Annotated in this window: 19 protein-coding genes and 2 pseudogenes; 14 read left to right on the top strand and 7 right to left on the bottom strand. The window is 70.4% G+C overall.

Translation table 11 applies throughout. The features are described 5' to 3' along the window. Positions 1-11: 11 nt before the first annotated feature. The 4 genes from ACSHV8_RS36050 to ACSHV8_RS36035 all read left to right on the top strand — a co-directional run bounded on the left by ACSHV8_RS36050 (position 12) and on the right by ACSHV8_RS36035 (position 5,004). Complete coding sequence (locus ACSHV8_RS36050; protein WP_436523263.1) at positions 12-371, top strand: hypothetical protein; 360 nt, start codon at positions 12-14, stop codon at positions 369-371. Positions 372-497: 126 nt separating this feature from the next. Next, a complete protein-coding gene (gene ctaD / locus ACSHV8_RS36045; RefSeq protein WP_436523261.1) occupies positions 498-2,243 on the top strand; it encodes an aa3-type cytochrome oxidase subunit I in 1,746 nt (581 codons plus the stop codon). 173 nt (positions 2,244-2,416) lie between these two features. Next, positions 2,417-3,817: an MFS transporter gene (locus ACSHV8_RS36040; protein ID WP_436523259.1), complete on the top strand. Its 1,401-nt coding sequence runs from the start codon at positions 2,417-2,419 to the stop codon at positions 3,815-3,817. A 272-nt stretch (positions 3,818-4,089) separates the two neighbouring features. Beyond that, on the top strand, positions 4,090-5,004 hold the full coding sequence (locus tag ACSHV8_RS36035) for an LLM class flavin-dependent oxidoreductase (RefSeq protein WP_436523257.1): 915 nt from the start codon (positions 4,090-4,092) through the stop codon (positions 5,002-5,004). Here ACSHV8_RS36035 and ACSHV8_RS36030 read toward each other — a convergent pair. The 4 genes from ACSHV8_RS36030 to ACSHV8_RS36015 all read right to left on the bottom strand — a co-directional run bounded on the left by ACSHV8_RS36030 (position 4,994) and on the right by ACSHV8_RS36015 (position 8,041). Further along, on the bottom strand, positions 4,994-5,575 hold the full coding sequence (locus ACSHV8_RS36030) for an RBBP9/YdeN family alpha/beta hydrolase (RefSeq protein ID WP_436523255.1): 582 nt from the start codon (positions 5,573-5,575) through the stop codon (positions 4,994-4,996). The two genes, ACSHV8_RS36035 and ACSHV8_RS36030, sit on opposite strands and share 11 nt — an antisense overlap. Positions 5,576-5,653: 78 nt before the next feature. Further along, positions 5,654-6,181: an N-acetyltransferase family protein gene (locus ACSHV8_RS36025; protein ID WP_436523253.1), complete on the bottom strand. Its 528-nt coding sequence runs from the start codon at positions 6,179-6,181 to the stop codon at positions 5,654-5,656. Then, the gene (locus tag ACSHV8_RS36020) at positions 6,165-6,746 is read right to left on the bottom strand and encodes an isochorismatase family protein (protein ID WP_436523251.1); all 582 of its coding nucleotides are present in this window, start codon (positions 6,744-6,746) and stop codon (positions 6,165-6,167) included. The genes ACSHV8_RS36025 and ACSHV8_RS36020 overlap by 17 nt, the downstream gene beginning before the upstream one ends. A gap of 8 nt (positions 6,747-6,754) precedes the next feature. Continuing rightward, positions 6,755-8,041: a nicotinate phosphoribosyltransferase gene (locus ACSHV8_RS36015; RefSeq protein ID WP_436523249.1), complete on the bottom strand. Its 1,287-nt coding sequence runs from the start codon at positions 8,039-8,041 to the stop codon at positions 6,755-6,757. A 96-nt stretch (positions 8,042-8,137) separates the two neighbouring features. Between ACSHV8_RS36015 and clpS the strand changes: the two genes are divergently transcribed. The 5 genes and pseudogenes from clpS to ACSHV8_RS35990 all read left to right on the top strand — a co-directional run bounded on the left by clpS (position 8,138) and on the right by ACSHV8_RS35990 (position 10,914). Beyond that, the gene (gene clpS / locus ACSHV8_RS36010; RefSeq protein ID WP_436523247.1) at positions 8,138-8,428 is read left to right on the top strand and encodes an ATP-dependent Clp protease adapter ClpS; all 291 of its coding nucleotides are present in this window, start codon (positions 8,138-8,140) and stop codon (positions 8,426-8,428) included. Between the two features lie 20 nt (positions 8,429-8,448). Next, positions 8,449-8,949 (top strand): DUF2017 domain-containing protein, encoded by a 501-nt coding sequence (locus ACSHV8_RS36005; protein WP_436523245.1) that lies wholly within the window; start codon positions 8,449-8,451, stop codon positions 8,947-8,949. A 62-nt stretch (positions 8,950-9,011) separates the two neighbouring features. Then, a pseudogene (locus tag ACSHV8_RS36000) lies at positions 9,012-9,511 on the top strand (Mov34/MPN/PAD-1 family protein). Between the two features lie 55 nt (positions 9,512-9,566). After that, complete coding sequence (locus ACSHV8_RS35995) at positions 9,567-9,881, top strand: MoaD family protein (RefSeq protein WP_436523243.1); 315 nt, start codon at positions 9,567-9,569, stop codon at positions 9,879-9,881. Between the two features lie 67 nt (positions 9,882-9,948). Further along, a complete protein-coding gene (locus ACSHV8_RS35990) occupies positions 9,949-10,914 on the top strand; it encodes a PLP-dependent cysteine synthase family protein (RefSeq protein WP_436523241.1) in 966 nt (321 codons plus the stop codon). A gap of 4 nt (positions 10,915-10,918) precedes the next feature. Here the strand turns inward: ACSHV8_RS35990 and ACSHV8_RS35985 are convergent, their stop codons facing one another. Beyond that, entirely contained in the window at positions 10,919-11,305 is a 387-nt protein-coding gene (locus ACSHV8_RS35985) for a hypothetical protein (protein ID WP_436523239.1), read from the bottom strand. Positions 11,306-11,592: 287 nt separating this feature from the next. On the opposite strand from ACSHV8_RS35985, the gene ACSHV8_RS35980 reads away from it, so the two are divergent. The 5 genes from ACSHV8_RS35980 to ACSHV8_RS35960 all read left to right on the top strand — a co-directional run bounded on the left by ACSHV8_RS35980 (position 11,593) and on the right by ACSHV8_RS35960 (position 16,377). Then, a complete protein-coding gene (locus tag ACSHV8_RS35980; protein WP_436523237.1) occupies positions 11,593-12,339 on the top strand; it encodes an MBL fold metallo-hydrolase in 747 nt (248 codons plus the stop codon). Positions 12,340-12,403: 64 nt separating this feature from the next. Beyond that, positions 12,404-13,606: a glycosyltransferase gene (locus ACSHV8_RS35975; protein WP_436523235.1), complete on the top strand. Its 1,203-nt coding sequence runs from the start codon at positions 12,404-12,406 to the stop codon at positions 13,604-13,606. Between the two features lie 10 nt (positions 13,607-13,616). Then, complete coding sequence (gene rph, locus ACSHV8_RS35970; protein ID WP_436523233.1) at positions 13,617-14,345, top strand: ribonuclease PH; 729 nt, start codon at positions 13,617-13,619, stop codon at positions 14,343-14,345. Continuing rightward, entirely contained in the window at positions 14,342-14,956 is a 615-nt protein-coding gene (gene rdgB / locus ACSHV8_RS35965) for an RdgB/HAM1 family non-canonical purine NTP pyrophosphatase (RefSeq protein ID WP_436523231.1), read from the top strand. The genes rph and rdgB overlap by 4 nt, the downstream gene beginning before the upstream one ends. Positions 14,957-15,075: 119 nt before the next feature. Beyond that, positions 15,076-16,377 (top strand): MFS transporter, encoded by a 1,302-nt coding sequence (locus ACSHV8_RS35960; RefSeq protein WP_436523229.1) that lies wholly within the window; start codon positions 15,076-15,078, stop codon positions 16,375-16,377. 17 nt (positions 16,378-16,394) lie between these two features. On the opposite strand, the gene hutH is transcribed toward ACSHV8_RS35960, so the two are convergent. Continuing rightward, a complete protein-coding gene (gene hutH, locus ACSHV8_RS35955) occupies positions 16,395-17,930 on the bottom strand; it encodes a histidine ammonia-lyase (RefSeq protein WP_436523227.1) in 1,536 nt (511 codons plus the stop codon). Positions 17,931-18,115: 185 nt separating this feature from the next. Further along, positions 18,116-19,294 (bottom strand): annotated as a pseudogene (gene hutI / locus ACSHV8_RS35950) (imidazolonepropionase); the annotation flags it as partial. Between the last annotated feature and the right edge of the window lie 30 nt (positions 19,295-19,324).

Here is a 19,324-nt window from a genome sequence, read left to right as displayed (position 1 = left end):
TGATGCACGCCATGGGTTTGGACGTCTCCATCTACATCGGTGTGACCGAGCCGGGGATCGGACCGGCCGAGCTGGCGCGAGAGCTCGCACCGCTGCTCGGGTACGAGCTCGTGGACCGCCCGGCCAGTGACCTCTTCGAGGGCGGTGACCTCTCGGGTCACGCCTGGCTGCGGGTGCGGGCGACGGGTCACGAGCCGGACCTCACCTACCCGTTCGAGCTGGAGCTCTCGTACACCGAGGGGCCCCTGGTGCCGTACGCGGAAGGGCTTTTCGATCGTCTGCTGCGGACGGGCCGTTTCCGTCTGGCGTTGGTGGCCGGTGACGACTGTCTGCGATCGACCCACCTTCCGCGCGAACTGTTCTGGGACTGAGTTCGTCCTGGGTGGCCCTTTGGTCACCCCCCGAAGGCCGGAGGTCGGTGGGGGACTATTCTGCCAGCGAGGTACGCCTGATCATTGGCGTGCTGAGTGGGACGAACGAGACAACGGAGGCAATTCGTGACGACCGTTGCGCCGTCGCCGATCGCGACCCGTCCGTATCCGGTTCGACGGACGGTCAGGGGCTCGGCATTCGCCCGGGTCCTGCGCACGACGGACGCGAAGCAGATCGGGATCATGTATATGGTCACCGCCTTCGTGTTCTTCCTTCTCGGCGGCCTCATGGCCTTGCTGATGCGCGCCGAGCTGGCCCGGCCGGGGATGCAGATCCTCTCGCCGGAACAGTTCAACCAGCTGTTCACCATGCACGGCACGATCATGCTGCTGTTCTTCGCGACACCCATCGTGTTCGCGTTCGGCAACTACGTCGTACCGATCCAGATCGGTGCGCCGGATGTGTCCTTCCCCCGGCTGAACGCCTTCGCCTACTGGCTGTACCTGTTCGGCGGTCTGATCACCATCGGCGGGTTCCTGACCCCCGGCGGTGCCGCGGACTTCGGCTGGTTCGCCTACACCCCGCTGAGTGACTCGCTTCACTCGCCGGGCGTCGGCGGCAACATGTGGGTGGTCGGCCTGGCGATCTCGGGTCTGGGCACGATCCTCGGCTCGGTGAACCTGATCACCACGATCCTGACCCTGCGCGCGCCCGGCATGACCATGTTCCGGATGCCCATCATGACCTGGAACATGCTGGTCACGGCGCTGCTCGCGGTGATGGTCTTCCCGTTCCTGGCGGCCGCGCTGTTCGCGCTGGCGGCCGACCGGGTGCTCGGTGCGCACGTCTTCGACGTGGAGACCGGCGGCCCGATGCTCTGGCAGCACCTCTTCTGGTTCTTCGGACATCCAGAGGTGTACATCATCGCCCTGCCGTTCTTCGGCATCATCACCGAGGTCATCCCGGTCTTCAGCCGCAAGCCCGTCTTCGGCTACAAGGGCCTGGTCGCGGCGACGCTGCTGATCGGCGCACTGTCCATGTCGGTCTGGGCGCACCACATGTTCGTCACCGGCCAGGTGCTGCTGCCGTTCTTCAGCTTCCTGAGCTTCCTGATCGCGGTCCCGACCGGCATGAAGTTCTTCGTGTGGATCGGCACGATGTGGCGCGGCCAGATCAGCTTCGAGCCACCGATGCTCTTCGCGATCGGCTTCCTGGTGACGTTCCTCTTCGGTGGTCTCTCCGGCGTTCTGCTGGCCGCCCCGCCGATCGACTTCCACGTGTCGGACTCGTACTTCGTGATCGCGCACTTCCACTACGTGCTCTTCGGCACGATCGTGTTCGCGGTCTTCTCCGGCATCTACTTCTGGTTCCCGAAGATGTTCGGCCGGTTCCTCGACGAGCGCCTCGCGAAGATCCACTTCTGGCTGACCTTCATCGGCTTCCACACCACGTTCCTGGTGCAGCACTGGCTGGGCACCAAGGGCATGCCGCGGCGCTACGCCGACTACCTGCCCAGCGACGGCTTCACCACGCTGAACACGATCTCCACGATCGGCTCGTTCATCCTGGGCCTGGCCACGCTGCCGTTCCTCTACAACATCTGGAAGTCGTACAAGGTCGGCCGGATCGCGGTCGCCGACGACCCGTGGGGTTACGGCAACTCGCTGGAGTGGGCCACCACGTCCCCGCCGCCGCTGCGCAACTTCGACCGGATGCCGCGGATCCGCTCCGAGCGTCCCGCCTTCGACCTGAAGTTCCCGGAGCTTGCCGCCGGTGAGCACACGATCGCCGGTCCGCCGGAGGGTGGGGCCCGTCCGCTCACCCACGAGTCCGACGGTGGCGCTTCGTACCAGGAAGACATCAAAGACTGATTTTTCGTACGGCGGTGGCCCCGCTCTCCCACGTGGAGAGCGGGGCCACTTTCGTTACCCGGTTGTTTCGGGCATATCTCGCCGGATCCGCGCTCGGGGACGTGAGCTGCGCTAAAGCCGTTGGTTTCTGTCGTACCCCTGGGGGAGGATCGCGGGCGGAGGTCAGGATCGTCATGTTGCTCAAGCCTTACCGGGAAACCCTCGCGCTGCCCAAGGTCACGTCCCTGCTGGTGGTCGCCACGCTGGCCCGCATCCCCATCGCGGCCGCCGCTGTGGTGCTCACCCTGCACGTCGTCACCGACCTCGATCGGGGGTATGGGGCGGCCGGCCTGGTCGGCGCCGCGGCCACCATCGGCGGCTCGTTCGGTGCCCCGGTGATGGGCCGGCTGATCGACCGGCGCGGGCTGCGCCCGGTCCTGGTGCTGACCACCGTCGCCGAGGTCATCTACTGGCTGATCGCCCAGGCGCTGCCGTATTGGACGCTGCTCCCGGTCGCCGTGGTCGGCGGTTTCCTGGCCCTGCCGGCGTTCTCGGTGGCCCGGCAGTCCATCGCCGCGCTCACCCCCGAGTCGCATCGCCTCCCCGCGTTCGCGCTCGACTCGATGACCACCGAGCTGTCGTTCATGGCCGGCCCGGCCCTCGGCGTGCTCATCGCCACCAACGAGCACGCCGGCCCGCGCGTCGCCATGCTCACCCTGGCCGGCGGCATCCTCCTCGGCGGTCTCGGCCTGTGGCTGCTCAACCCGCCCACCCGGGCCGAGCACGAGGCCCCGGTCTCGGCCGGCGAGCGCGTCGCCCGGCGCGACTGGCTCAAGCCCCGCTTCGTCGCCATCCTGGCCGTCACGATGGCCGCCACACTCGTCCTGTCCGGCACCGACGTGTCCGTGGTCGCCGTGCTCCGCGCCTCGGGCGAGCTGGGCTGGAGCGGGCTCGTGATGTCCCTCTGGGCGCTGTTCTCCCTGATCGGCGGTTTCGCGTACGGGACGGTGCGCCGCGGCCTGCCGGTGCTGGCCCTGTTCATCCCGATGGCCCTGCTGACCATCCCGGTCGGCCTCGGCGGCTCCCAGTGGTGGCTGCTGGCCGTGCTCCTGATCCCGGCCGGCGCCCTGTGCGCACCGACGATCACCGCCAGCTCCTCGGCGATCAGCCACATGATCCCGGCCGCGGCCCGCGGCGAGGCGATGGGCCTGCACAACTCGGCCCTCACCGTCGGCGTCGCCCTGGGCGGCCCGCTGGCCGGCCTGGCCATCGACAACCTGGGGCCGAAGTGGGGCTTCGTGGCCGTGGGCGCGGTGGGCGTGCTGGTCGCCCTCCTGGTCCTCCCCGGCGAACTGCGCCGCCGCAGGTCCGACCGGCCGGTGGAGGACGCCGGCGAGCCCGCTGTCGCTCCGGACCAGCCCGCTGTCGCCGACGGTGAGCCGGCTGTCGCCGATGGGCCGGCTGTCGCTGCTGAGGCGCGGCCGGAGCTGACCGTGGCCGGGCCGTCGGCTCGTGAGGACGAGTTGGTGGTGGCCCCGGTCGTGGTGGGCGCGGGCTTGTCGTCTGCGGGCGGTTCCGCCTCCGCCGGACGCTGACACTGCGCAGGCTTGGCCTCGGCCCGGCCTGCGCTTGGTCCCGGCTCAGCCCGGCCCGGCCCGGCCCGGCCCGGCCCGGCGTGGCCTGGCGTGGTCAGCCCGGCGGCCCGGAAATCGGGTTGCCGGGGGTGGGGGCGGGCCGGGTAGGTTGGCCGGGAACTCCGAATCCTTGTGCCCCGGATACATGTCGCGGATGGGCGCGGGACCTCGCCGTGAGCGGGGAGGAGGTGGCGACGTCAGTCGTTGCTACCTGCCTTTCGGAGGAGATGTTCATGGAATTCGGCCTTGGTCTGCCCATCAACGACCCGGCCCGGTTGCCGGAATGGGCCCGGCTCGCCGAGGAAGACGGGTTCGCCACGGTGGCCCTGCTGGACCGGCTCGCCTACGACAATCCGGAACCGTTGACCGCCCTGGCCGTGCTGGCCGGAGCCACCGAGCGGATCCGGCTGCAGACCGAAGTGCTGCTCGGGCCGCTGCGTTCCACGGCGCTGCTGGCCAAGCAGGTCGCCACCCTGGACCGGATGTCGTCCGGCCGGTTCGTCCTCGGAATCGGGGTGGGCGGCCGGGAGGACGATCACGCGGCCGCCGGTGTGCCGCTCAACCAGCGAGGACGAATCCTCGACGCCCAGCTGGCCGACCTGCGGAAAATCTGGGGCGGCTCGCCGTACCCGGCCACCGATCCGGTCGAGGCGGGCCGTGCGGGTGCCGCGGGGCCGGAGAACTGGGGTCTCGGGGCCGGAGCGGGCGCGACCGCCGGGATCGGGCCTCGGCCGGTCACCGCGGGTGGGCCGCCGATTCTGATCGGGGGGTTCGCTCCGGAGGCGTTGCGGCGGGTCGCGCGGTACGCCGACGGGTTCATCTGCGCGGCGCCGCCGGCCTGGGCCGCTGGACTCGTCCGTACCGTCAATGAGCAGTGGGATGAAGCGGGCCGGGCCGGCCGCCCCCGCCTGGTCGGTCAGATCAACGTCGCGGTGGGGAGCGCCGAGACGATCGAGCGCGGTAGCCGGGCAGTGGCCGACTACTACGCCTTTACCGGCCGGCCGGGCTGGGGTGCGCCGATGACGGACCCGGCTGAGATCGCCGAGACGGTCGCGGCCTACCGGGAGTTCGGAGCCGATGAGTTGATCTTCTACTGCTACGGCGACGATCCCCGGCAGATCGAGCTTCTGGCCGCGCTCAGAGGCTGATCGGCGGGGACGGGTCCGGGCTGGTCGCCCAGGTCAGGACGGCCGGCCAGGGCCCGTACCCCGATTCGTGGTTGAGATGAGCGCCGCCGCGGAGCAGGTCGATGTCCAGGGCCAGCGGCTTGCCGTAGTCCTCGACGGCGGCGCCCTCCGGTGCATACGGATCGTCGTCGGACACGACCAGGCGCGTGTAGCGCGACGCCGCGGCCACCTCGGCCGGGATCAGGGTGGCCGGTGCGAAGGCGGCGATCTCCGGGTGGGACCGGGTGACCGCGATCGACGGCGGCGCGACCAGCAGGACCCGGTCGACCGGGGTGGTGATCAGGCCGCGGGCGGCCCCGTTGAGCCAGAGCAGGCAGCCCAGGCTGTGGGCGATCACGGTCCGTGGCCCGTCGAGGCCGTCCAGCCGGGTCGTCAGCTCGGCCAGCCACCGTTCCAGGTCCGGCTCGTCCGGGTCGGGCAGCTGGGGGTAGTCGACCTGATGATCAAGATCGGTCAGCTGCCCGGCCAGCCAGTGCTGCCAGTGCTCGGGTGGGCGACGGTTCTGCCAGCCGTGCAGGATCAGAAAGCCCATGGTTCCTCGCCTCCTCAAGACAGCGGCGCATCGCGACAAGAACGATCATGACGCGACGGTGCGAGGATCAGAAGCGGTCTAGAACTCCAGGTACATCACATGCAGGCCGACCCGCCCGAGCGTGGGGTGCTCGAACGCCCGCGGCACGGTCCCGATGATCTCGAAGCCCAGCCGGCGGTAGACGGTCACCGCCGCCGTGTTCGACTCGGCGACCGCGTTGAACTGGATCCCCGCGTACCCCTGGGTCTTGGCCCAGTCGATCGCGAAGCGGCACAGGGCGGCACCGACACCCTGGCCGCGGCTCCCGGCGTCGACCATGAAGCTAGCGGTGGCGATGTGGGCGCCGGGCCCGCCCTTGTTCGGCCCCATCTTCGCGGTTCCGGAGATCTTTTCCGGAGAATTCTGTACGGCCACGACGGTGAGCCCCGGGGGTCGTTCGACCCAGAGGCCCCGTGAGTCCGCCTCGCTCATCGAGGTGTCGTAGGTGTACGTGTCCCCGGCCCGCACCACCTCGCGGACGATCGGCCACACCTGGGCCCAGTCGGGGTCGGCGAACGGCCGGATCACCGCGGCCGGGCGGTCGGCGAGCTCAGGCCGGGTCGACAACCGGGACCCCCGTGGTGTCGACCGACGCGGCGCGGAACTGTTCGAGGGCGGCCTCGGTGGTCGCCCGGGCCACGCCGGCCGTGAGCTCCAGCAGGACCGTCGTCGCGAAGCCCTCGGCGGCGGCGTCGAGCGCGGTCGCCCGTACGCAATGGTCGGTGGCGATGCCCACGACCTCGACGTCGGTGACCCCCTTGCCCCGCAGCCACCCGGCGAGGGTTTCGCCCTGCTCGGTCCGGCCTTCGAAGCCGGAGTAGGCCGCCTGGTGGGCGCCCTTGTGGAAGATCGCCTCGACCCGGTCGGTGATCAGCTCGGGGTGGAAGTCGGCGCCCGAGGAACCGACCACGCAGTGCGTCGGCCAGGTGTCGACGAAGTCCGGGTGGTCGCTGAAGTGGGCGCCCGGATCCACGTGGTAGTCCTTGGTGGCGACCACGTGATCCCAGCGGTCGCCGGCCCGATCGAGGACGAGCGAGATGCCCTTGGCGACCGCGGCGCCACCGGCGACCGGCAGTGAGCCGCCCTCGCAGAAGTCGTTCTGCACGTCCACGATGATCAACGCGCGTGACATGGGAACCCCTAAGCGGTGGGAATGATGACGACGGGGATGGCCGGGTCACCCGCGGAGAGCTTGAGGCCCTCCCACGGGATGGAGATCAGGCACTGCCGCAGGTGATCGCGGGACTCCTGCAGGCTCGGGCGGGCCTGCGGCTCGCCGTCGGCGATGTAGGAGCGCTGCAGCAGCCGGTCGTTGGCCTGGTGGTCGGGCACGCCCTGGGAGACGATGATCTCCTCGGTGGCCGTCCCGGTGGGCTTGTGCCGGCGCACCGCGGTCTTGCGGCCGCCGACGGTCGCCTTGTTCTCCGAGCGCTTGACGACCGGGCGGCCGGCCACCTCGACCAGCTTGTAGACCAGCCCGGCGGTGGGCGCGCCGGAGCCGGTGACCACCGCGGTGCCGGCGCCGTACATGTCGACCGGCTCGGCGGCGAGGGTGGCGATCGAATACTCGTCCATGTCGCCCGAGACGATGATTTTCGTCTCGGTGGCGCCGAGCGAGTCGAGCAGTTCCCGGGAGTGCTGGGCGAGCACGGACAGGTCGCCGGAGTCGATCCGGACGGCGCGCAGGTCCGGACCGGCGACCGCGATCGCGTTCCGGATGCCCTGACCGATGTCGTACGTGTCGACCAGAAGAGTGGTGTTCTTCCCCAGCGCGGCCACCTGGGAGCCGAACGCGGTCGGCTCGTCGTCGTGCAGCAGCGTGAACGCGTGGGCCGACGTGCCGGTGGTGGGGATCCCGTACTCCCGGCCGGCCGCGAGGTTCGACGTGGAGGCGAAGCCGGCCAGGTACGACGCGCGGGCGGCGGCGACGGCGGCGTGTTCGTGGGTGCGCCGGGAACCCATCTCGATGATCGGGCGGCCGCGGGCGGCGGTGACCATCCGCGCGGCGGCGGCGGCGATCGCGCAGTCGTGGTTGAGCACCGACAGGATCAGCGTCTCGAGCACCACGCACTCGGCGAACTTGCCGCTCACGGTGAGGATCGGGGAGCCCGGGAAGAAGAGCTCGCCCTCCGTGTACCCCTCGATGTCGCCGGTGAAGCGATAACCGGCCAGCCAGTCGGCGGTCGGCTGGTCGACCACGCCGGAGGAGCGCAGGAAGTCGATCTCGGCCGGGTCGAACCGGAAGCCGGCGATCATGTCCATCAGCCGGTCGGTGCCGGCCACCACGCCGTACCGGCGGCCGGTGGGGAGTCTGCGGGCGAACACCTCGAAGACGCACTGACGGTCGGCGGTGCCGTCCTTGAGCGCGGCGCTGATCATGGTCAGCTCGTAGTGATCAGTCAGCAGAGCCGGGCCGGTCGTATTCACGACGCCTACCCTAATGCGTGTCCCCGGAGCGCGTCGCGACCTGCGGTTCGGTGCTCCGGTTCACAGATCCGGCGGATCCGGTGGCACCATGGGGGCATGGCGTTGCCTCAGGTTGCTCCCGTCGAGACGCCGGAGATCGAAGAAGTCCCGGCCGAGGACCGGCCTTGGGTGACCATCGTCTGGGACGATCCGGTCAATCTCATGTCGTACGTGACGTGGGTCTTCCAGAAGCTCTTCGGCTATAACAAGGACAAGGCCGAAAAGTTGATGATGGACGTGCACACCAAGGGCAAGGCCGTGGTGTCCATCGGCGCCCGGGAGCGCATGGAGATGGACGCCAACCAACTGCACGGATACGGTCTTTGGGCAACTGTGGACCGAGCCTGACAAAGCGGGTGGGGAAGAGCATGTTCCGACGCAGCGGCGGTCAGTGTGTGGCCACGTTCGCACACGATGAGGTCCGTGTCCTGCGGAAAGTGGCCGCCGAGGTGGTGGGTCTGCTGACCGACGGGATGGATCACACCGATCCGGTGGTGAGCCGTCTCTTCCCGGACATCTACCCGGACCGGCCGGACGACTCGAGTGAGTTCCGGCTGTACACCGAGGGTGACCTCAAGACCGCCAAGATCGATCAGGCCGGCGCGATCCTCGCGGCGCTGCCCGACGAGGGCGAGGGCGAGGTGCGCCTGGACGGCGAGGCCGCCGAGGCCTGGCTGCGGGCGATCAACGACGCCCGGCTGGCCATGGGCACCCGGCTCGACATCCAGGCCGACACCGACCTGGCCGAGGAACTGGACGACGCGGTTCTGGAGGATCCGGGCTCCAGCCGGGTGTTCCAGCTCTCGGTCTACGCCTACCTCGGCTACCTCCAGGAGTCGCTGCTCAACGCTCTGCCGGAGATCAAGTAGGGGCACGGAGTGTGTGCCTCGCCACGCGCGGAGTGGCGAAATACTTCGGTAATGTGAACGCCGTGCTGACCATCGACAGTTCGATCGTGCGTGCGATCGTCGACCACGCCCGGCGGGATCACCCCGACGAGGCCTGTGGCGTCGTCGCCGGGCCGATCGGCAGCGACGTGCCGGCGCGGCACATCCCGATGGACAACGCGGCCCGGTCGATGACGTTCTACGAGTTCGACTCGATGGAGCACCTGCGGGTGTGGCGCGAGATGGACGACCGGGACGAGGAGCCGGTGGTCATCTACCACTCGCACACCGCGACCGAGGCCTACCCGTCGCGGACCGACATCTCCTTCGCCGGCGAGCCGGGCGCGCACTATCTGCTCGTCTCGACCCGTGAGCCGGATTCCGAGGAGATCCGCTCGTTCCGTATCGTGGACGGTGTGGTGACCGAGGAAGAGGTCAACATCGTGGATGCGACGGTGAAGTCGTGAAGGTGAGTGCCGTGCAGTCGTACATGTTCGGGCAGAGCCCGCAGTCGGTTTTCTACGAGTGTCGCCGGGTCCACTAGACCCCGACCTCCCGACCGCCTGCCCGCATTTCGACTCATCAGGAGCATGACAACCATGGCTATCGAAGTCCGCGTCCCCACCATCCTGCGCAACTACACCGGCGGCTCCAAGATCGTCGAGGGCGCCGGGGAGAACCTGTCCGCCCTGATCGACGACCTGGACGCCAAGCACAACGGCATCAAGGGCCGGCTGATCACCCCCGAGGGCGGCCTGCACCGGTTCGTCAACATCTACGTCAACGACGAGGACGTGCGTTTCCTCGGTGCGCTCGACGCGAAGCTGAACGACGGTGACTCGATCACCATCCTCCCGGCCGTCGCCGGTGGCGCCCTGGGCTTCGCGGCCGCCGCCGCGCTGCTCGGCCGGTAAATCGCACGGGCCGGTTCCGGCTCGTCAACTTTCGCCGCTCAAGACGTACCTAAGGCGGGTTTTCTGAATGGCTCGTTTCGAGAGCCTGCTGGACGCGTGCGGGGGCACGCCGCTTGTCGGTCTGCCCCGCCTGTCCCCGGTGGTGCCCGAGGGGGCACCACCGGTGCGTCTCTGGGCCAAGCTGGAGGATCGCAATCCCACCGGCAGCATCAAGGACCGGGCCGCGCTCTACATGGTGCGTGAGGCCGAGGAGTCCGGGCACCTGCGCCCGGGCGACACGATCCTGGAGCCGACCAGCGGGAACACCGGTATCGCCCTGGCCATGGTGGCCAAGCTGCGCGGTTATCGGCTGGTCTGCGTGATGCCGGAGAACGTCTCGGCCGAGCGCACCCAGATGCTGCGGATGTATGGCGCCGAGATCATCTTCTCGCCCGCCGCCGGCGGTTCCAACCAGGCGGTGGCGACCGCCAAGCAGATCGCGGCCGAGCATCCCGATTGGAAGATGCTTTTCCAGTACGGGAATCCGGCCAACGCCCGTGCCCACTTCGAGACCACCGGTCCCGAGTTGCTGCACGACCTGCCCACGATCACGCACTTCGTGGCCGGTCTGGGCACCACCGGCACGCTGATGGGCACCGGCCGATTCCTGCGGGAGAAGGTCGACGGCATCCAGATCATCGCCGCCGAACCGCGCTACGGCGAGCTGGTCTACGGACTGCGCAACATCGACGAGGGCTACGTGCCCGAGCTGTACGACGCGAGTGTCCTGACCCGCCGCTTCTCGGTCGGCACCCGCGACGCGGTGCTGCGGACCCGGCAGCTGGTCGAGGTCGAGGGGATCTTCGCCGGCTTCTCCAGCGGCGCGATCCTGCACGCCGCCCTGGCCGTGGCGCACGAGGCGGTCAAGGCCGGACGGCGCGCGGATGTGGCGTTCGTCATCGCCGACGGCGGCTGGAAGTACCTGTCCACCGGCGCCTACGGCGGCACGCTGAACGACGCCGAAGAGGCCCTCGAAGGCCAGCTCTGGGCCTGACGGCTCAGTAACTCCCGGCCAGCAGCAGCGCCCCGACCATCGGCGGCGCGGCTGCGGCCAGCAGGATCCACGGCAGGGCGCGCTGGTGGACGGCGAGGAACGCGCCGACCGCCAGCCCCACGCTGAACATGGTCAGCATCGCGAGCGCGGGCAGGTACCAGCCGGGCGCCCCGCGCAGCATCGCCACGATGGCGTAAAGCCCCACCCCGACACCGGTCAGACCGAGCATCGCGGAATAGCCCGCCATCGCCAGGACCCGCGTCGAGCCCGGTGCCGGATCATCTTCGGTGGGAAATCGAAAAACCGCAGGATCTTCATCCCAAGAGGGTTCGAAGGGCATGATTTCGGGTACCGCGCTGCGGGAGATGCGGGTCGGCTCGACCGCGGTCACGTCGCCTCCATCAGATCGTTTTCACACCCTCACCCAGAGCAACGCAGAGGGCTTACCGGACGTGACGGTGGAAATGTGACGACCCAGGTCACAGCGGCTGTGATGTGCGTTGTCGATTTAGCGACAAATCGATCAGTTGTTTACGTCAGGCAGTGGTCAGCGCGTACGCTTCGCTCCGTGATTGACTGGTCTGACAAGTCCAGCGCGGACCGGTCGGGCGGGGCGTGGACGACCCATAAAAAGGGGCCGACCCAGTGGCCGACCCAGTGTGAGTCAGAGGGACCCGCATGCGACTAACCGTTCTCGGTTGTGCCGGCAGTTTCCCCGGCCCCGAGTCGGCTTGTTCGGCCTATCTCGTGGAAGCCGAAGGATTCCGGCTGCTGATCGACTTCGGATCCGGTTCGCTGTCCGCCCTCCAGCGGTATTCGGACATGCGTTCCGTCGATGCGATCCTGCTCACCCACCTGCACTGCGACCACATGCTCGACGCGTGTACGTACGTGGTGGTGCGGCGCTACGACCCGGCCGGGCCGCTCGCGCCGCTGCCGGTCTACGCGCCGCTGGGCGCGGCCGAGCGCATCGCGGCCGCCTACAGCGCCGAGGGCGAGCCGGTGGACGACGTGTACACGTTCTACGGCCTGCAGCCGGGCACGTTCCCGATCGGGCCGCTGACGGTCACCGTCGATCGGGTCAACCACCCCGTGGAGACGTACGGGGTGCGGGTCGAGCACAACGGACGGGCCATCGCCTACTCGGCCGACACGGCGCCCTGCGAGGCGCTGCTGCGCCTGGCCGCCGGCGCCGATCTGTTCCTCTGTGAGGCGAGCTACATGGACGGCGTGGAGAACCCGCCCGACCTGCACATGACCGGCGGCGAGGCGGGCGAGGCGGCCACCAAGGCGGATGTCGCCCGGCTTCTGTTGACGCATCTCGTTCCGGCCTGGGCCAGTGAGGCGGCTATCGTCGAGGCGGCCGGCGCCGCTTACGCGGGACCGGTCGAAGTCGTCCGCCCGGGTGCCAGATACGATCTCTGAGCCGGTACGGGGGTGGGATCGGCTAACACCGGTGCACCACGTGTCGTGACCTTGGAGTTGTTGGATGCGCATAGTTCGCCTGGCCAACTTCGTCACGGCCCATACCGGCGGCCTGCGGACGACGCTGCGCGAGCTGGGTAAGGGCTATCAGGCGGCCGGGCACGAGGCGGTCCTGATCATCCCCGGTCGCAAGTTCGACGACCAGCAGACCGGGCAGGGCCGGGTGATCACCCTGCCGAGCGCTCCGATCCCGCGCACCGGCGGCCACCGGGTGCTGGCTGGCCGGCGCGAGCTGATCAAGCTGCTGGACAGCCTCGAACCGGACCGGATCGAGGTCTCCGACCGCACCACGCTGCGCTGGACCGGCCACTGGGCCCGGCGGCGCGGCGTCCGGTCGATGATGGTCTCCCACGAGAGCCTGGCCGGCCTGCTCGGCGTCTGGGGCATGCCGAAACGCGACGCCATGGCCGACCGGCTGAACCGGCGCACCGCCGAAGCGTTCGACACGATCGTCTGCACCACGGCGTTCGCCGCCGCCGAGTTCCGCCGCCTGGGCGTGCCGAACCTGGTCGAGGTGCCGCTCGGCGTCGACCTGGACATGTTCCACCCCCAGCGGATGGACATCGCCGTGCGCTCCCGTTACGCCCGGCCGGAAGAACTGCTCATGGTCTTCGCCAGCCGGCTCTCCGCGGCCAAGCGGCCCGAGCTGGCCGTGGACACGGTAGCGGTGCTGCGCAACGGCAAGGTGCCGGCCGTGCTCGTGGTGGCCGGGGACGGCACTCGGCGGGCGGCCCTGGCCTATCGGGCGGCGCGGCTGCCCGTACGATTCGCCGGTCACATCGCCGATCGCAAAGCTCTCGCCGCGCTGCTGGCCTCGGCCGACGTCGTGGTCGCGCCGGGCCCGGTGGAGACGTTCGGTCTCTCCGCGCTGGAGGCGCTGGCCTGCGGCACCCCCGTCGTGGTGGACGAGCAGAGCGCGCTGCCCGAGGTGATCGGCGAGGCCGGAATAGCGGTTCCGGGCACCGCCGAGGCGTTCGCCGACGCGATCTCCCAGCTGCTCCAGCGCCCCCGCGACGAGTGGCGGGCCATGGCCCGGGCCCGCGCCGAACGGTTCGGATGGCCCCGCGCCGTCGAGGGATTCCTGCACGCGCACGGGGCAGAAGTGGTGCCCGCGCTGATCCGCCCGGCAGTGCCACGACCCCGTTTGGTGACACCTCCGGCCCGCGAGCCCGGGGCGGACGAAGCGGACGCACCCCGCTACGCATAGGGTTGGGGTCATGGCGCGACCCGACGGCCGAGCGGCCGACCAGCTGCGGCCGGTGACCCTGACCCGGCATTGGAGCATCCACCCCGAGGGGTCGGTGCTGGTGGAGTTCGGCAATACGCGAGTGCTCTGCACCGCCAGCGTCACCGAGGGGGTGCCGCGATGGCGCAAGGGATCCGGCCTCGGCTGGCTCACCGCGGAGTATGCGATGCTGCCCCGCGCCACCAACACCCGAGGTGACCGCGAGAGCGTCAAGGGCAAGGTCGGCGGGCGCACGCAGGAGATCTCCCGCCTGATCGGGCGCAGCCTGCGGGCCTGCATCGACCTCAAGGCGCTCGGGGAGAACTCGATCGTCCTCGACTGCGACGTGCTCCAGGCCGACGGCGGCACCCGGACCGCGGCGATCACCGGCGCCTACGTGGCGCTGCACGACGCCGTCACCTGGCTGGCCGGGCGCAAGGCGCTGGCCGGCAAGGTCGACAAGGTGCTGCACACCTCCATCCAGGCGGTAAGCGTCGGGATCATCGACGGGGAGGCGCGACTCGACCTTCCGTACGAGGAGGATGTCGCCGCCGAGGTCGACATGAACGTGGTCTGCACCGGCGGCGGCGACTTCGTCGAAGTGCAGGGCACCGGGGAGAACGGCGTGTTCAAACGCGCCCAGCTGGACGCGATGCTCGACCTCGGCCTGGCCGGTTGCGCCGAGCTGGCCATCGCGCAGCAGAAGGCCCTCACCGCGTGAGCGCGCGCCTGCTGCTCGCCACCGCGAACCAGAAGAAGCTTGTCGAGCTGCAGCGCATCCTCGACGCGGCGCTCGGGATGAGCCAGATCCAGCTGGTCGGGCTCGGGGACTTCCCCGGGTACCCGGACGTGCCCGAGACCGGGCTCACCTTCGGTGAGAACGCGCTGATCAAAGCCCGTGAGGGCGCCAAACGGACCGGGCTGCCGACCGTGGCCGACGACTCCGGGCTGGCGGTCAACGCGCTCAACGGGATGCCCGGGGTGTTCAGCGCCCGCTGGTCCGGTGGGCACGGGGACGACGCGGCCAACCTGGACCTGGTGCTGGCTCAGATCGGTGACGTGGGCGACGAGCATCGGGGCGGGGCCTTCGTGTGCGCCGCGGCGCTGGTCCTGCCGAACGGGCGGGAGCATCTGGTCGAGGAGCGGCAGAGCGGGCGGCTGTTGCGGTCCCGGCGGGGGGAGGGGGGCTTCGGCTATGACCCGATCTTCGTGGGGGACGGGCAGGAGCGCACCAATGCCGAGCTGAGCCCGGCCGAGAAGGATGCGATCAGCCACCGGGGGAAGGCGTTCCGGGAGCTGGCCAAGGTGATCGCCAAGGAACTGCCGCGTTGATTCCCTGAGCCCTTTTTCGGAGGGGCCCGGGTCGGCCCCCGGGGCTGAGTTCGGCCGGGTTCGACCTTGGGAATGTGCGGGCTTGACTCGGCCCTTGGGGCAGAGTTCAGCATCGATTCATGGCCTCATTCATGATCGATCGGAGGCCACTCGCGGTTCCGGCGTTTCGCCGGATGTGGGTGGCCTCTCTGGTGTCCGCGGTGGGCGGCTCGTTCAGCGCCGTCGCGGTGCCGGTCCAGCTGTATGCGTCGACCGGCTCCTCGGCCACGATCGGCGCCGCCGCGGTGGTGTCCTTCGTGGCCCTGGCCGTCGCCGCGCTCGGGACCGGCGCGATCGCGGATACCCATGACCGGCGGCGGGTGCTGCTGGCCGCCCAGTCCGGGCTGGCCGTGGTCCATCTGGCCCTGTGGGCCCAGGCCGCGCTCGGCGGCGCCCCGCTGCCGGTGCTCCTGCTGCTGGTGGCCGGTCAGGGGCTGACCATGGGCGCGACCAGCGCCACCTCCGGCGCGGTCCTGCCCCGGCTGGTCCCGGCCGAGTTGCTGCCCGCGGCCAACAGTCTGAACTCCCTGGTCCGCTATCTGGGCTGGATCCTCGGGCCGACCGTGGCCGGTCTGCTGATCCCGCTGGCCGGCCTGTCCACTCTCTATCTCTGCGACGCGCTGGCCCTGTTCGTGGTCCTCGCCGCGGTCCATCGCCTGCCGCCCTTGCCGCCTGGGCCGGCCGCCGCCACCACCCAGGGTGTGGTGCGGCAGGTCCTGGCCGGGTTCCGCTATCTGGCGGGTCACCGGCTGCTTGTCGCCGTCCTGACCGTCGACCTGGCCGCGATGGTGTTCGGGATGCCGTCGGCGCTCTTCCCCGAGCTGGCCCATCGGGTGTTCGGCGAGTCGTCGATCGGGTTGCTGTACGCGGCCTATCCGGCCGGAGTGGTGCTGGCCGGGCTCGGCTCCTCGTCGTTCACCCGGGCCCGCCGGCACGGCGTGCTGATGGCCGGTGCGGCGATCGCCTGGGGCGTGACGATCGTGGCGTTCAGCCTGACGAGCCGGCTCTGGGTGGCACTGGCGGTGCTGGTCGCGGGCGGCGCGGTCAACTTCGTGCTGAGCACGTTCCGCAACGCGATCTCGCAGGCCTATACCGACGACGTCATGCGCGGGCGGATCCAGGGCGCCCTGACCGTCGTGCTGTTCGGCGGTCCGCAGCTGGGCAGCCTGCTGCACGGCGCGATCGGTGCGCTGATCGGCCCGCGCCTGACCATCGGACTCGGGGGCCTGCTCACCGTCGGCACCGTGCTAGTTGTCCTGCGGGCGGCCCCGGAGGTGCGGAGATATGCCGTGGCCGTGCCCGGGGAGACGGATGTCGCATCTCCCCGGGCACGGCCGGAAGCCCGAGCGCGGCCGGAAATCCAGGCGGGGCCGGAAGCCTAGGGCCGGTCGGGATGCGTTCAGAGGAGGGGTTCGGTGGCGTTCTCGATCGAGGTGCGCAGTTCGGGGCCGGCGATCACGGCGCGGGTCTGCTCCAGGACCGGGGCCAGGAACAGGTCCGGGCCCGGTCGGCCGGCGAAGGGCTCGACCGCGGCGATCGCGGCCCGACCGGCCGGGGACGGGGTCATCGGGGCGCGCAGCTGCAGGCCACGGACGGCGGAGAGCAGCTCGACGGCGAGGATGCTGGTGAGGTTGTCCAGGACGGTGCGGAGCTTCTTGGTGGCCGCCCACCCCATCGAGACGTGGTCCTCCTGCATGCCGCTGGTCGGCAGCGAGTCGACCGAGGCCGGGCCGGCCAGGCGACGGTTCTCGGCGACGATGCCGGCCGCGGTGTACTGGGCGATCATCAGGCCCGAGTTCACCCCGGCGTCGGGGGAGAGGAAGGGCGGCAGGTCACGGCTGCGGGTCACGTCCAGCAGGCGGTCGACCCGGCGCTCGGCGATCGCACCGACCTCGGCCGCGGCGATCGCCAGGAAGTCGGCGGCGAAACCGAGCGGGGCGCCGTGGAAGTTGCCGGTCGACTCGACCCGGCCGTCCGGCAGCACCACGGGGTTGTCGACGACCGAGACGAGCTCGCGGGAGGCGGTCAGGCGAACGAAATCGAGGGTGTCCCGCGCCGCCCCGGCCACCTGCGGCGCACACCGGATGGAGTATGCGTCCTGCACCGCGTGCGCCAGGTCGTCCCGGTGCGAGTCCATGATCGCCGAGTCCTGCAACAGCCGGTGGATGTTGGCGGCCGAAGCCGCCTGCCCCGGGTGCGGCCGGATCGTGTGCAGCTCGGGCAGGAACGGGCGTTCCGAGCCGAGCATCGCCTCGGTGGCCAGCGCCGCGGTCACGTCGGCCATGGTGAACAGGTGCGCCGCGTCCGCGATGGACAGCAGCAGCATGCCGAGCATCCCGTCGGTGCCGTTGATCAGCGCCAGCCCCTCCTTGGCGGCCAGCTCCAGCGGTTCCAGGCCGGCCGAGCGCAGGGCCTCGGAAGCCGAGATCCGGGCGCCGTCCTTGCCGATCACCCAACCCTCGCCGAGCAGCACGATCGCGCAGTGGGCGAGCGGCGCCAGGTCACCCGAGGCGCCCAGCGAGCCGTGCTCCGGCACCCACGGGGTGATCTCGTGATTGAGCAGGTCGACCAGGCCCTGCGCGAGCACCGGCCGAACACCGGAGCGACCCATCGCCAGCGAGCGGACCCGCAGCAGCATCATCGCGCGGACGACCTCGCGCGGCATGGGCGCGCCGATGCCGGCGGCGTGCGAGCGGATCAGGGCGTGCTGCAGCTCGGCTCGGCGCTCCGGTTCGATCGGCGTGTTGGCGAGCGCGCCGAAACCGGTCGAGACGCCGTAGACGGGCCGGCCGGAGGCTTCGATGCCGTCCACGATGGCGCGGCTGGTCGCCATCGCCTCGACGGCGGCGGGGGCGAGCTCGACCTTGGCGTTGTCCCGCGCGACGGCGAGGACGTCGGCGGGCTCGATCCCGGTGGGCTGAACGATCACGGTCATTGCGGCACTCCGTCGTGCGTGGTGGTGGCGGCATCTGAAGAGCGGCCGGAAGGTGTGGATGTGATGGACCCGGAGCCGGTAGCAGCGCCGGCCGAGGTGGCAGCGTTGGTCGGGACGGCGGCGCTGGTCGGGACACCGGCGCCGGCCGAGGCGAGGGCGCCGGCCGGGGTGGCGGTGGGGTCGAGGGGGCGGCCGCGGTGAATCACGGTGCGGATCAGGGGGACCCCGGGGCGGTAGGCGAGGTGCAGGTGCGACGGCGCGTCCAGGATCAGCAGGTCGGCGCGGGCGCCGGGCCGGATCACGCCGATGTCGTCGCGGCGCAACGCCCGGGCCCCGCCCAGCGTCGCCGCCCGGACGGCCTCGGCCGGCGTCATCCGCATCTCGCGGACCGCGAGGGCGATGCAGAAGGACATCGACGAGGTGTAGGACGACCCGGGGTTGCAGTCCGTCGCCAGCGCGACCAGCGCCCCGGCGTCGAGGAGCCGCCGCGCGTCCGGATAGGGCGAGCGGGTCGAGAACTCCGCACCCGGCAGCAGTGTGGCCACGGTCCGGTCCCACCCGTCGTGGCACATGCAGTCGACCTTCGACGAGGCGAGCGCGTCCACATCCGCATCGCTCAGGTGGGTGCAGTGGTCCACGCTGGCCGCGTCCAGTTCGACCGCCAGCTGAACGCCCGGGCCGGGGCCGAGCTGGTTGCCGTGCACTCGCACGCCCAGGCCCATCTCCCGCCCGGCCGTCAGGATCACCCGGGCCTGGTCCTCGTCGAACGCGCCGCGCTCGACGAACGCGTCCACCCACTTGGCGTGCGGCGCGGCCAGGGCCAGCATCGGCCCGCAGATCAGGCTGACGTATTCGTCCGGCCGGTCCCGGAACTCGGCCGGGACGACGTGCGCCCCGAGGAATGTGGTCTCGCTGGTCAGTTCGGCCGCGAGCCGCAGGGATCGGGCCTCGTCGGCGACGTTCAGGCCGTACCCGGACTTGATCTCGATCGTGGTCGTGCCCTGCCGCAGCGCCTCGCCGACCAGTCGTCGCGCGTTGCCGCGCAGCTCGTCGTCGCTCGCCGCGCGGGTGGCCCCGACCGTGGTCCGGATGCCGCCCCCGGTGTAGGGCTCGCCGGCCATCCTCGCGCCGAACTCGGCGGCCCGGTCCCCGGCGAACATCAGGTGCGCGTGACTGTCCACGAAGCCGGGCAGCACGGCCGCCCCGCCCGCGTCGATCCGCTCGTCGGCGGCCGGCGCCTCGGCGGCCGGGCCGACCCAGGCGATCGTCTCGCCGTCCACGACCACCGCGGCGTCGCGCGGCAGCTCCCGCGCATGCGCGTCGTTGGTGAACAGCTCACCGATGTTGGTGATCAACAGACTCATGCCGCCACCTCTGTCGTGCTCCGCGGCCGT

This window comes from Actinoplanes sp. HUAS TT8, from assembly GCF_051380535.1.
Taxonomy (GTDB): Bacteria; Actinomycetota; Actinomycetes; order Mycobacteriales; family Micromonosporaceae; genus Actinoplanes.
Note: the sequence above shows the minus strand (reverse complement) of the source record. Positions and strands in the feature narration are given on the sequence as shown.